Source organism: Streptomyces sp. NPDC098789, from assembly GCF_044759975.1.
Lineage (GTDB): Bacteria > Actinomycetota > Actinomycetes > Streptomycetales > Streptomycetaceae > Streptomyces.
Genome location: NZ_JBIWAJ010000014.1, coordinates 260,919 through 274,323, shown reverse-complemented (window position 1 = coordinate 274,323; position 13,405 = coordinate 260,919). Strand labels below are relative to the sequence as shown.

Here is a 13,405-nt window from a genome sequence, read left to right as displayed (position 1 = left end):
CACCTCATCGCCACCTGGACCGGCACCTGCCCCACCTGCCGACAACCCACCCCGTGGCAGCCCTACGACACCAGGTAACAAAGCACTACTAGGCCCCCGCCAGGCCGGCCAGGACGGCGCGGGCCGCGATCTCGCCCTCCTCGTAGGAGCTCGCCCGGGCCTCGCTGATCGCGTCGTCCAGTTGGCGGACCGCTTCGGGGGTGCGGCCCGCCGCGGCGAGGGCCTCTCCGTACAGGGTGCGCAGCACCACGCGGCGGGGCGCGGCGAGCGGGGGTGCGGCGAGGGCCAGTCCGCGTGCGGCGTGGCAGGCGGCCTCGTCGTGGGCGCCGACGGCGAGGAGGTACTGGGTGAGGTGCTGGTGGGCGAGGGTGACCGTCTCGGTGCGTCCGGCCTCCTCGGCCAGGGCCAGGGCGCGCACCAGCAGTTCCTGGGCCCGCTCCGGCGTGCCGCGCCGGGTGAGCGCGATGGCCAGGTTGATCCTGGCCACGGCCTCGCCGGCCCGGTCGCCCGCCAGGGCGGAGAGGTCGGGGGCGCGTTCCAGGTGGCCGAGGGCCTCCTCGGAGCGGCCCTCTTCGGCCAGCACCCAGCCGAGCAAGGCCCGTGCCCGTGACTGCGCGCCGTGGTCGCCGGCCCGTTCGGCGGAGGCCAGGCACTGTTCGAGGAGCGGCACCCAGCCGTCCCGGACCTGCCACAGGATGAGGGGCCACTGCAGGAGCACGAGGCGCCAGGCGCGGTCGTGCAGACCCGCCGCGACGGCCGCGTCGACCGCCCCGCGCAGGGTGTCCCGCTCGGCGGAGTACCAGGCGAGCGCGCTCGTGCGGTCCGCGAAGGTCCGGATCTCGGCGGCGGGCCGCCGGGCCGCGGCGGGCAGCGCGCAGCAGGGCTCGCTGCCCGGTTCCGCGGCGGCGCACGCCGCGAGGAGCGTGCGCAGCCAGTGGTCGAGCAGCCGGGGCAGGCCGTCCGGATCGTGCCCGGGGTCCAGGCTGCGGGCGTAGAGGCGGACCAGGTCGTGCAGGACGTACGCCTGCGGACCCGCCTCGACGACCAGTTGGGCGGCGGCCAACTGGTCCAGCGCCACGGCGGCTTGACCCGCCGGACAGTCGGCGAGCGCCGCGGCCGTACAGATGTCGAGGGTGGCGCCGGTGTGCGGCCCCAGCCGGTGGAACATCCGTCGAGCCGGTTCCGGCAGCTGGCGCACGGTGAGGCCGAGCGCGGCGCCGACACCGGTGTCGTCGACGTTCAGCAGGTCCAGTCTGCGGTGTTCGTCGGAGAGTTCGCGCACGAAGGCGGCCAGGCCGTGGTGCGGGTGGGTGGCGAGCCGCGCGGCGGCGACCCGCAGGGCGAGCGGCAGGCCGTCGCACAGCGCCGCGAGGTGGGCGGCGGCCTCCGGCTCGTTCGCGATCGCGTCCGGGCCCAGGACGGCCGCCAGGAGCGCGGTGGACTGGACGGCGGGCAGCTGCGCGAGCGGCACCGGACACGCGGCGTCCGATGCCACGAGGCCGCCGAGCCGGTCCCGGCTGGTGACGACGGTGACGCAGCGGTCCCCGCCGGGCAGCAACGGACGTACCTGTCCGGAATCATGGGCATTGTCCAGGACAATCAACATCCGCCGTGCGGAGGTCAGTTCGCGGTAGCGGGCGCCGAGCGCATCGGGCGAGCCGGGCATCTGCTCGGCGGGCAGGCCGAGGGCGAGCAGCAGTTCGCGGAGCACGGCGGTGGCGCCGCGGGTCGGGACGGTGCTGTAGCCGTGGAGGTCGACGAAGAGCCGCCCGTCGGGGAAGTCCGCGCCGCGCAGGTGTGCCCAGTGCACGGCGAGCGCGGTCTTTCCGACACCGGCGCTGCCGGTGATGAGGGCGACGGCGCCGGGGGCGGCGGTCGCCGCCCGGTCGAGCGCCTCCAGCTCGTCCTCGCGCCCGGTGAAGGCCCGCGGGCGGCGCGGCAGCAGTTGGGGGCGCGGGGCGGCCCCCGCCGTGACGGACACGGGCGTCAGGGTCGGTGCCGGTGCCGGAGTTGGCGTCTGCGCCCGCGTCCGTGCCGGCGGGTTCGCGGCAGCGGGTTGCGGGGGAGTCGCATCCCGGCCCGCGGCGGTGGACGCCGAGCCGGCCGACGGGGGCGCGGTCCGCAGCAGGGCGGTGTACGCGTCGCCGAGCGCCGCTCCGGGGTCGACGCCGAGCTGATCGGCGAGCAGCCTGCGGGTGCGGTGGAACCAGTGCAGGGCGTCCGCCTGCCGTCCGGCCCCGCCCAGGGCCCGCATCAGCGCGGCGATCAGCGGTTCCCGCATCGGGTGTGCGACGGCCTCGGCGCGCAGTGCGGCCGCCGCCGTGGCGTGCTCGCCGAGGGCCGCGTGCGCGTCGGCCAGTTCCTCCACCGCGGTGAGCCGCAGTTCCTCCAGCGCGTGCGCGGCGTGCTCCAGCAGCGGGCTGTGCACCGTCCCGGCGAGCGCGGGTCCCTTCCACAGCGCGAGCGCCTCCTGGAAGACCGGGACGGCGTCCCGCGGCGTCCGCTGTGCCCGGGCGAGCCGCAGCAACTCCTCGAAGCGGTGCGCGTCGACCAGGGTTTCGGGCACCCGCAGGAGGTACGCCGCCCCGTGCGTGCGCAGTTCGACGCCGTGGGCCCGGGCGTCGTGCGCGGCCAGGAGCGCCCGCAGTTGGGACACGTGCCCCTGCACCACGGTCCGGGAGTGCCGGGGCGGGTCCTCCAACCACATGGCCTCGGTCAGCCGGTCCACGGCGACGGCCGCGTTGGGGCACTGCACCAGCATGGCCAGCAGGCTGCGCCGCTTGGCCGGGCCGAGGGGCAGCGGCTCCCCGCGCCCCGTCACCACGGCCACGGGACCCAGTACGCGGAACTCCATGTGATCCCCACTCCGTTCAAGGCGGCACGGCCCCCTGGGCGAGCGTACGTCGGCCCATTTCGGGACATGAGTGGGTTCCCGGCCATTTGCCTCGGCGGCCCCGGCCACCGACCGCCCCGGCGCGGCGTTCGGTGATCATACGGTGATGCTCCGTTAGCACCCCGTTAGGGCAACGTTGGCCGGTGGTGGGACCCTCGGCGGGTCGGGTGGCGCGGCGTCGGGCCCCCTGCTCCCCTGCCGGGGATGGGAGCAGGGCCCGCCCGACGCATTCAGCCGGCGATCGGGTACATGGCCCCGCGGCGGCCCTCCGGGGACGCCAACCACTCCAACTTCTCGGCCGTGTCGGTGCCCGGCAGGGGCATGTGCAGGACGATCGCGAGGTCGGGGCGGGCCGGCACGCGCAACGAGGTCGATTCGACGAACAGCGTCCCGACCAAGGGGTGTTGGAACTCCTTCTGCATCTGGCCGCCCGGCTCGATGTCCCGCCGCTCCCACAGGTCCGAGAAGAGCCGGCTGGCTTCCTTGGCCTCCTCGACGACCGCACGGAAGCCGTCGTCGTCGGGCGACTCCGAGCAGGCCGCCCGGAACTGGGCCACCACGTGGGCCGCGATCTCCTCCCAGTCCTTGTTGCGCGCCTGGTAGAGGGGGTCGGTGAAGAAGGCGATCAGACAGTTCTGCACGATCTCGGGTCGCATGCCGAGCACGATGGAGGCGGCGTCGTTGTACATCACCGTGTTCCAGTACACGTCCATGATGTGCGCGGGGAACGGCATCCACGCGTCGATCAGCCGCTGGAGCCCGTCGCACATGTTCTTCGCGGACGGCGCCACTTGGAGGGCCGGCGGGTTGAGCCCCGCCAGGACGTAGAGGTGGCGCTGTTCGGCGCTGCTCAGCTTGAGCACCCGGCCCACCGCGTCCAGCACCTGCGCGGACACCGTGATGTCACGCCCCTGCTCCAGCCACTGGTACCAGGAGACCCCGACCCCGGCGAGCACGGCGACCTCTTCCCGGCGCAGGCCCGGGGTGCGGCGGCGGGCCCCGCCGTCCGGCAGTCCGGCCTCCGTCGGGGTGATCCGCGCCCGCCTGTTCATCAGGAACTCGCGCAGCTCGGAGCGCCGGTGCTGGTCGATCGGTGTGGCCACGAAAAATCCCCCTGTTGGCTGCCTGGTGGTGCCACCACCAGCATAAGTTCCCTCTCTCCACGCGCATTCCCGGGCAGCGAGGGTGGCGTCATGACCACGGACACGCGCACTTCCCGCAGCGGGCCCGGGCGGGCCCCCGATACGACCGCCCCCGATACGACCGCCCCCGATACGACGGCCCCCATCGCGGCGGCGGCCGCGGCGACCGGCGGCGACCGGCTCACCGGCCGGGCCGCACTGGTCCTCTTCGTCCTGTGCGCCGCCCAGTTCATGGTGGCCCTGGACTTCTCCGTGCTGAACGTGGCCCTGCCGGTGCTCGGCAAGGACCTGGGCCTGGGCCGGTCCCAGCTCCAGTGGGCGGTCACCGCCTTCGCACTGCCCTCCGGCGGCTTCCTGCTGCTCTTCGGCCGGATCGCCGACCTGTACGGGCGCAAGAAGCTCTTCTTGACGGGCCTCGTCCTCTTCGGCCTCGCCTCGCTGCTGGCCACCCTCGCCTGGGACCCGGCGTCCTTCCTGGCCGGGCGCGCCCTCCAGGGCCTCGGCGCGGCGCTCATCGTGCCCACCGGCATGTCCCTGCTGACCACGACCTTCCCCGAAGGCCCGCTGCGCGCCAAGGCGTTGGGCATCTCCGGCACGCTGCTGTCCCTCGGCTTCACCGTCGGCATGGTGCTCGGCGGCGTGATGACCGACGCGCTGGGCTGGCGCTCCACGATGGGGCTCCTCACGGTCACCGCGCTGATCGTGCTCGGCCTGGCCCCGCGGCTGCTGCCCGAGTCGAGGACCCCCGAGCGTCCGCGGCTGGACGTGCCGGGCGCCGTCACCGTCACCGGTGGTCTGCTCGCGCTGATCTACTCGCTGTCCACGGCGGCGCAGGAGGGCTTCGGCGGCGTCGACGTCTGGGGCACGCTGGTGGCCGGCGTGGCCCTGATCGCCGCGTTCGTCGTGGTGGAGACGAAGTCCCCGGCCCCGTTGGTCTCGCTGCCGATGCTGCGGCGGCGCACGGTGGCCTGGGGCAACGTCGGCGGCCTGGTGACCTTCTCGATGATGTCGACGGTCATCTTCGTGCTGACCCTCTACCTCCAGGAGACCCTGGGGCTGTCGTCCTTCCGGACGGGCCTGGTCTTCGGGGTCCAGGGCGTCATGTCGGCCATCGCCGGTTCCTACGCGTCCCGGGTGATCGGCCGGATCGGTGCGCGCCGCACGCTGGCGCTCTCGCTGCTCGGCCAGGGCGTGTTCACCGCGGCCCTGCTGGCCGTCGGCCCGGGGGCGGGCGCACTGCTGGCGACCGTCGCGGTCTCGCTGGCCAGCATGTGCCACCTCGGCGCGATCATCTCGTACGGGGTCACCGTGACCAGCGGCGTGCCGGACGAGGAGCAGGGCCTGGCCACCGGTCTGGTCACCACCACCCAGCAGGTCGGCCTCACCATCGGCATCCCGCTGCTCGGCGTGCTGGCGACGACGGGGAGCTCGCTCTTCGACGGGGTGCGCACGGTGCTGGCGCTGGACGCGGCGATCCTGCTCGTGGTGGGGGCGCTCATCGCACTCGGCCTGCGCGACGGGGCGAAGAGCCGCGCGTGAGGGTGTCCGTGAGGGGTGCGCTTCACCCCGACGGTCGATCTGATGGTGTGTCAGCTACCGGCCCGAGGGTGAATACGTATCCATCATGACAGGTCAGAGGGCGTTTTCGTAGGACCAAGGGCACAGCGGATTGCCCTTGTTCGGGTGCCCTTGCGGCTTTGAGAATCTCCGTCATGACCTACTCGGCGCACATCAGTCACGACGCAGTCCTTCGAGCACGAGTGGCCCTCCTCACCTCGGGCAAGCCGCAACTCGGCGAGCGGGTCGCCGCCTACCGGGTGTTGGCGCGAGTGAGTCCCCTGGCCTACCTGCCGCTGCTGGCGGTCGCGCTGGGCAAGTACGCGGTCCGGGAGTTCTCGCACGAGCCCGCCATCGTGGCGGCCCTGCTGGCCGAATCCGTCGCCGCGGCGCGGGAGGCGTACGCACGGGAGCCCGCACGGGTGGGGCTCCTCGCCGACTGCCTGGCGGTGTACCGGCTCCAGATGGAGCGGATGGGCCGGGGCGCGCAGGCCCGAGCGGCCCAGGAGGAGATCGCCCTCCTCGTGGCCGAGGAGGGGTCGGCCGCCCGGGGCCGACCCGCGGCCCGCTGAACCGGCGGCCCCGGGGCGCGCGCCCCGGGGCTCCGCGGACGGCGTCGGCCGCCTACTGCGCGGAGTCCGGGCGGAGCGCGATGTGGTCCGGGCCCAGGTCGACCGCCACCCGGTCCTCCATCCCGAGCGCCTCCAGGAAGGTGCGCGGGAGTTGGACCCGGCCGCTGCGGTCCAGCATCACGTACTCGCGCTCGCTGACCGACTCCGCGCCGTGCTCGTCGGTGACGGTGCGCCGCAGCACCTCGCTGCTGGTGCGGCCGTCACGGATGGCCACCGTGCGCCGCACCTCGCCCGCGACCATCGGGTCGTGGGTGACGATGACCACGGTGGCCCCGAGCTCCCGGTTGACCGTGCGGAAGGCCTCGAAGACGGCGGCGCCGGTCTCGGAGTCCAGCTCGCCGGTCGGCTCGTCGGCCAGGAGGACCTTCGGGGCCCCCGCCATCGCCACCGCGACGGCCACCCGCTGCTGCTGCCCGCCGGAGAGCTCCGACGGGCGGCGGCCCGCGAGCGGGCCCAGGTCCAGGGCCTCGATCAGCTCCGCAGTCCGGGCCGCGTGCCGCTTCGCGGCGCCGCGTCCGCCACTGGTCAACTGGAGCGGCAGGGCGATGTTCTGCGTGGTCGTCAGGAACGGCAACAGATTGCGCGCCGTCTGCTGCCAGACGAAGCCGACCGCCTCGCGCCGGTAGCGCAGCCGGTCCCGCGAATCCATCTCCAGCAGGTCGTACCCGGCCACCCGGGCCGTGCCCGCCGTGGGCCGGTCCTGGCCCGCCAGGATGTTCAGCAGCGTCGACTTGCCGCTGCCGGAGGCGCCGACCAGGGCGACCAGGTCGCCCTGGGCCACCGTCAACTCCAGCCCCTGGAGCGCCTGTACCTCGATCCCGTCACCGCTGAACACCCGCACCAGCCGGTCGCACACGATGGCCGTGCCCGCCTCGGGAGGCGGGGGAGTGGTCGCGGCGAGCGCGCGCTGGCGCAGCTCCTCGTAGCTGGGCCCGCCGCTCCCGGCCGCATCGGCCCGGCCGTCCGCTCCCCGGTCGCCCGCCGCCCGGGCGACCGCCCCGTCCGTCCGCTCGCCGCTCATCGCTGGTCTCCCGCTCTCAACTCGGTAGTGATCTGGCGTCGTCCCGACACCGCGGCCTCGGCCAGTACGGCCACCGCCACCAGGGCGGCCAGGCCCAGCGCCTGGACCAGTACGGTCCGTGCGCTGAACCGCAGGCCGTCCGCCACGGGCGCCCCGACCAGGGTGGACAGGTCCACCGCCGGCCCGAGCAGGAGCACCGCGGCCGTCGCGGTCAGCGCTCCGCCGAGCGCCGCCGCCACGGCCTGGGGCAACGACTCGGTCAGCATCAACAGCATGCCCTGCCGCGGTCGAAGGCCCATCGTGCGCATCCGGGCCAGCAGCGCGGCCCGCTCGGGGGCCGCCCGTACCAGCGACAGCAGCACGGCCAGCAGCGCGAAGCCCGCGGCCCCGATGATCGAGGTCTTGAACAGCCGCACCGCGGCCGCCTGGAGCGGGTCGTCGGCCAACTCGTCCGCCATCCCGGCGCTGGTGCGCACCCGGAACCCGTTCGCGTCGGCGGCCGGCACCAGCGAGCGCACCAGCACCTTGAGCTTGTCCTCGGGGGGGTTGCCCAGCGCGTACCAGTGGTTGGGCTGCTGGATCCCCGCGATGGCGGCCGTGGCCGGACCCGCGGGCACGATGACCGTGGCACCGACGGCGCCGGGCCGCACCGGCGTGCCGTCGACCGTGCCGCGCGAGGTGACCTGGAGCTGGCCGCCCCCGAGCCGCAGCCGCAGCGTGCCGCCGGGCGCCAGCTTGGCCAGCCCGGTGCTGAACAGCACGGGCAGGGGCGAGTCGGCCGTACCGTCGCCCTTCCCGGTGATCAGGCCGGGGTCGAAGGGCCCGATGTTGGCGCCCTTGGACAGGGCGGCGTAGGCCTTGGGATCGGCGACGACCACGCTCACCTGTGTGGTGAACTGCGCGGCCGGGGCGTCCACGAAGGCGTCGTCGTTCGTCCACAGGCTGACGGAGGACCGTACGCCGTCCACCTTGTCCGCGGCCTTCACCAGCTCGGTCGGCAGGGTCTGGCCGGGCGGCGCGGCGATCTGGGCGTCGGCCGCGACGCTCACCCGGGTCGCGGCCAACCGGGCGTCCGCGGCCGCGTTCAACACCGTGGTCCAGAAGCCGCCGGTGGTGACGGCCAGCAGCAGCGCGACCAGCGGCAGGACGGGAGTGCGCGTGCGTCCCCCGTCGCCGCGCGAGGCGCGCGCCAGACCGAGGAAGCCGATCACCCCACGGCCCCGCGAGGCCATCGCGGCCGGCAGCGCGACCAGGAGCGGGAGCAGCCGGGCGAGCAGCAGTCCGCCGCACAGCGCGAGCAGCAACGGCGCGGCGATCAGCAGGGGGTCGACGTCGGCGCCGGCCTGCCCGATGCCCCGGTCGCGGACCTCCGAGACGGCGGCGCCGGTCACCAGGAGCACCAGCAACTCGCCCACCGGACGCCGCCAACGGTTGGACCGCCGCGGTGGCGCCAGCAGCACCAGGGTCCGCACCGGGAAGGCCAGCCAGGCCAGCAGGGTGGTGGCCAGCGCCATGGTCAGCGAGGGCAGCACCCGGGGCGTGGGCAGTAGGGCGAAGGCGAGCGCCATCGCGACCAGGGCGGCGGGGAGGACCGTCACCGCGCCCTCCGCGAGCAGCCTGCGCACCAGCCCGGCGCGCGAGGCGCCGCGGGCCAGCAACAGCCGCAGCTCGAACTCCCGCCGCTCCCCGGCGAGCGCCGCGGCCAGGCACAGGACGACGAGGACGACACCGGCGACCCCCGCGGGACCGCTCACCCCCACCGGGGCGGCGGCCCGCTGCCGCTGGTCGGCCTCGTTCAGCAGGGCGGGCAGCGGGGAGATGATCGCCAGGTCGACCCGTCCCGTCGTGCCGAGGAGCTCGGCGCCGGTGGACCCGGAGACGTACGAGGTGAGGTGGCGGGTGACTTCCGACAGCCGGTCGGCGCGCAGCCGGCCGGTCTCCAACGGCAGCCGCCAGAAGTCGGTGCCGCCCTTGCCCCAGGCCGCGGCCCGCGTCAGGTCCTCGGCGCCGACGAGGGCGCCGGCGTGCCAGTACGAGAGCGGTTCCTTGCTGACGGTGTAGCCGGTGCAGGCGCGGGTCATGCAGGGCAAACCGGCCCAGACGGGATCGGCCTCGTCGTCGGCGGTGTAGAGGCCGACCACCACGGCCTGGTCGTCGTTGGCGGCCTGCGGGCCGTCGGCCCCGGTCCGGAGCACCGTGCCGAGCGGGGCGTTCATGGCCTGCGACGCCCGCTGGGAGAGGGCGATCGGCACCGGTCCCTCGGAGGTGGCCCCGCTGGGCCAGTGGCCCGCCACCATCTTGAGGTGCCCCTGGGCCTCCCGCAGGTGCAACAGACTCAACTCCGGGGGAACGCCGTCGGGAGCGGCCAGCCCGGGCGTGGTCAGCGAGCGGGGCTTGTCGCCCAGCGTGCCGTGCACCGGGCCGCTCGCGGCCAGCGCGAGATCCCCGCCGGTCCGCGCCGTCAGCAGGCCCAGGATCCGGTCCAGGTCCTCCGCGACCCCGGCTCCGTTCGCGGAGTCGCCCGAAATCGTGATGCTGGTCTGACTCGGGCCCTTGCCGCCCAGGAAGCCGCGCAGGGCCTGGTCCGCGCCCCGGTCCAGGGCACGGGGCAGGGCCGCGCTCAGGAACACGGCGGCGAAGGCGAGTACGGCGGCCAGGACGGCGGCCGACGGCATGGCGCGCAGCCGGGTCCGCACCCAGGACGCGGGGCGTGTGGCGCGGGACGCCGTACGGGAGTTGCGGATCATGACTCCTCCACCTGCCGCAGCCGAGCGGCCGTGTTCCGGTTGCGGCGGCCACCGAGGGTGGCGGCCAGCAGGGGGACAACGGCGATCGCGACGGTCAGCAGCAGTGTCCGGCCAGCCGGCAGGTCGACCAGTAGTTCGGGGAACGGGCGGCTGCCCGCGGGTGTCCGCACCATCAGCGGCACCACGAGATGGACCAGGGCGGCGCCGATGCCCACCCCGGCGGCGCTGCCGAGCCCGGCCAGGACCAGGCCCTCGGCCGCGGCCGTACGGGCCAGCAGGCGCCGCGGCGTACCGAGGGCCAGCAGCACAGCGGACTCGCGGGAGCGTTCCCGGGCGCCCGCCGCGGCGGCCGCGGCGAATCCGATGGCGGCGAGCACCGCGCAGGCCACGGCCAGCACGGCGAGCGCCCGCTGCGGGGCGGTGCTGAGCGGGTCGTCGAGCAGCGTGGCGGCCACCTCGTCGCGCAGCAGCACGTCCTGGCCCCCGGCGCCCGCCCCGGTCCGCAGCGCGGCGGCGGCGCGCGCCGGCACCGGATCGTCGGCGGAGGCGCCGGGCAGCCACCACTCGGTGACCGCGGGCAGCGCGCGGGCGCCGTCCGCGGCCGGAAGCCGACCGAGCAGGGACAGGTCGAGGGCGAGCGCGGTGTCACCGGCCACGGGCAGCGCCCCCACGGCGCGGACGATCCGCACCCGCACGGTGGACTGCGCGAAGGGGACCGGCACCACGTCACCGACCTTCGCGCCGATGGCGGCGAGGTAGCCGCGGGTGGCGACCGCGGGCAGTTCCGCGGGGGGAACCGCGGCGCCCGCGGTCAGCACCACGGAGGTCTCCACCCGCTTGGGCACGGTGGTGTAGCGCATCCGCAGCAGGGCGGGGCCCGTCGGGGCACCCGGCGCGGCCTCGGCGAGAAGGGCGGCGCTCGCGCCCTTGGGCGGGTCCGACATGGTCCAGTCGGCGGAGCCCGAGCCCCCCACTCCCGGCGGTTGGACGGGGGCGGCCGGGCCGCCCGCCGTCTCGGCGGCCGCGAGCCGGTGGACCGTCAGCTCACCGCCCACCAGGGGCGGCGGCGACACCGCCTTGGGGTCCTCCAGACCGTAGGACAGGATCACCGAGAGCAGCGTCAGCGGCCCCGCGGGCTTGCCGACCGGGCCGTCGGCCAGCTCGGCCAGGTCCACCGTGACGGTGACCCGACCGCCCCCCTCGGGCAGCCTCCAGAGGCGGGTTCGGTAGGTCATCCCGAACCGGTCGCGCAGCAGCAGCTTCACGTTGGGGTCGCCGGTCGGCGTGCCGGTGGTGCGCAGGGTCACGTCGAAGTCGAGCCGTTGCGCCCCCGCGGGCAGCGGGATGCCGGCGGTGGGCTTGGCGTCGGACGCGCCCTGTGCGGGGGAGCCCGTGGCCGTGGCGAGCGTCGAGAAGACCTTGTCCATCGACTGTCCGTCACGCAGGTCGGAGCGCATCGGGACGCGGCCCGCGCCCGCCGTGTCCAGCGCGAGCAGTTGCGCCGCCCGTCCGTCGGGCAGCTGCTGCTGTGCGCGGATCACCGGCAGCACCCGCTCGCCGCCGGGCAGCGTGGCGTAGCGGCCGGCCTGACCGAGCCCGGTCAGCTGGCTGTTGGTGATGCGCAGGCCCCCGGCGGTGCGGTAGTCGGCCTGGTCGTACTGGGCGTCCGACCACGCGGTGTGCTGACCGAGGGCCAGTACACCGCTGGACACGGCGAGCACGAGCAGGACCACCGGGCCGGTGGCGCGTTGCGGCCGACGGGCCAGCTGCCAGCCGACGAGCGCCGGACCGAGCCCCGATCCGCGCGCCGCCAGCCGGCCGCCGAGGCGTGCGGCGAACGGGAGGATCCGCAGCACGAGCACCGCCCCCGCGCACAGCGCCAGGGTCGGCGCGGCGACGAGCACCGGGTCGACGCCGGCGGAACCGCTGCCGTCGATGGCGGGCGCGGCCCCGTCGTAGCGGTCCAACTGCTGGTAGGCGAGGGCGGCCAGCGCCAGCAGCGCGATGTCCGCGCCCGAACGCGCGGCCCCGGCCACCAACTCCTGCCGCTTGCCGCCGTGCCGTTGTACGACGGCCGAGGCGCCCCGCAGCAGGGCGGGCAGCGTGCTCAGCAGTACGCAGCCGAGCGCGCACGCGGCCGCCACCGGCCACAGCGGCCAACTCGTCTCCCACACACCGGCGTTCGCGGTGACCGAGGTCCCGTGTTCGCGGGCCCCCGCGCCGTCGAGGAAGCGCAGCAACAGGGGGGCGAGCAAGGGGGCGAGCAAGGCTGCGGGCAGTGCCAGCAGCAGCGCCTCGACCCCGGTCAGCAGTTCCAGCTTGCGCCGGGAGGCGCCGCGGGCCAGGAGCAGGTTCCGCTCGCCCTCCTGGTGCTTCATCAGGGTGTGCCCGACGATCAGCAAGGTTGCCGCGGTGAGCACGATGAGCTGGAGCTCGCCGATCAGCAGGGTGGACCAGGCGACGGTGCGCGCCGAGCGCAACTCCGTCATCACCTTGGGCAGGTCGGTCCGCGCGTTGAGGGAGGAGGAGGCCTTGAGCGCCACCGACAGGGCTTCGGTCCGCTCCCCGATGGCCTCGGCCTCGGGGGTGTGCACACCCGCGAAGTCGGGGCTGAGGAGGGTGACGCGGCTGTCCTGTGCCATACCGCCGACGGTGAAGGCGGAGTCGTCGACGAGCAGCGGGCCGTAGGTGGTGAAGCTGCTGACCTGGAAGCCGCGGCCACCGACCGGGTCCAGCTGCCAGTACGCGGCGGCGGGGTCCGCGGCCCGGTACACACCGGTGATCAGCACGGTGAGCTGCGGCCCCTGGAACCGGTCGTCGAGGCGCACCTCGGCGGGCAGCTTCGCCGCCGTCAGCCCCAGCCGGTTCAGCGCCGCCTCGGGCACGGCCACCGGCACGCGGGAGGCGGCGGCGCCCGCGCCGACGGCCTGCGGCCACTGCCCCGCGACCAGCCGGGTCCGGCTCCTGTCGAAGGCGGCGAGCAGCGTCAGGTCCGCTTCGGGGGCGGGCGCCCCGGGCTCGACGGCCGTACTCCCGGGCAGGCCGTAGGCGTGGCTGCGGGCCACGCTGTCGACGGCGACCGGCAGCTCGCCGAACAGCCCGCGGGCGAAGCCCCGTAGGGCCTCGTCGTCCTTGGGCCGGTCGGTCACCGGGTGGTAGCCGGTGACGACGACCGTGGACCTGGTGTGGTCCCGTCCCTGGAGGGACTGGCGCAGTCCTGCCTCACCCACGCCCCGGGTGAACGCGAACAGCGCGGTGAGCACGGTCGTCGTGATGAGAACGGTGAACAACACGGCGGCAGCGAGGGACACACGCCCGCGCTGACGACGCATGACGAAGGCGAGCATGCGTGATATTCCTCCTACTACCGGACCATAGGTACCGGATAGCGGAGGATCTTGTCAGATTCGAAC

At 74.9% G+C, this 13,405-nt stretch carries 7 protein-coding genes; 2 read left to right on the top strand and 5 right to left on the bottom strand.

The features are described from left to right. Window positions 1–88 precede the first annotated feature (88 nt). Window positions 89–2,854, bottom strand: coding sequence for a BTAD domain-containing putative transcriptional regulator (locus tag ACIQWR_RS27080; RefSeq protein ID WP_404014523.1), 2,766 nt, complete (start codon window positions 2,852–2,854; stop codon window positions 89–91). Window positions 2,855–3,123: 269 nt separating this feature from the next. Next, a complete protein-coding gene (locus ACIQWR_RS27075) occupies window positions 3,124–3,945 on the bottom strand; it encodes a helix-turn-helix transcriptional regulator (RefSeq protein WP_404014550.1) in 822 nt (273 codons plus the stop codon). A 141-nt stretch (window positions 3,946–4,086) separates the two neighbouring features. On the opposite strand from ACIQWR_RS27075, the gene ACIQWR_RS27070 reads away from it, so the two are divergent. Together ACIQWR_RS27070 and ACIQWR_RS27065 are read left to right on the top strand one after the other, a co-directional pair. Further along, a complete protein-coding gene (locus ACIQWR_RS27070; protein WP_404014520.1) occupies window positions 4,087–5,574 on the top strand; it encodes an MFS transporter in 1,488 nt (495 codons plus the stop codon). Between the two features lie 173 nt (window positions 5,575–5,747). Then, window positions 5,748–6,164 carry a hypothetical protein gene (locus tag ACIQWR_RS27065; protein ID WP_404014517.1) on the top strand — a complete coding sequence of 139 codons (417 nt, stop codon included), beginning with the start codon at window positions 5,748–5,750 and terminating at the stop codon, window positions 6,162–6,164. A gap of 52 nt (window positions 6,165–6,216) precedes the next feature. Here the strand turns inward: ACIQWR_RS27065 and ACIQWR_RS27060 are convergent, their stop codons facing one another. Genes ACIQWR_RS27060 through ACIQWR_RS27050 form a run of 3 tightly spaced genes read right to left on the bottom strand, consistent with a single transcriptional unit; the run spans window position 6,217 to window position 13,339 of the window. Next, window positions 6,217–7,245: an ATP-binding cassette domain-containing protein gene (locus tag ACIQWR_RS27060; protein ID WP_404014514.1), complete on the bottom strand. Its 1,029-nt coding sequence runs from the start codon at window positions 7,243–7,245 to the stop codon at window positions 6,217–6,219. Beyond that, the gene (locus ACIQWR_RS27055) at window positions 7,242–9,992 is read right to left on the bottom strand and encodes a hypothetical protein (RefSeq protein WP_404014511.1); all 2,751 of its coding nucleotides are present in this window, start codon (window positions 9,990–9,992) and stop codon (window positions 7,242–7,244) included. The genes ACIQWR_RS27060 and ACIQWR_RS27055 overlap by 4 nt, the downstream gene beginning before the upstream one ends. Next, the gene (locus ACIQWR_RS27050) at window positions 9,989–13,339 is read right to left on the bottom strand and encodes an FtsX-like permease family protein (protein WP_404014509.1); all 3,351 of its coding nucleotides are present in this window, start codon (window positions 13,337–13,339) and stop codon (window positions 9,989–9,991) included. Before ACIQWR_RS27050 ends, ACIQWR_RS27055 begins: the two co-directional genes overlap by 4 nt. Between the last annotated feature and the right edge of the window lie 66 nt (window positions 13,340–13,405).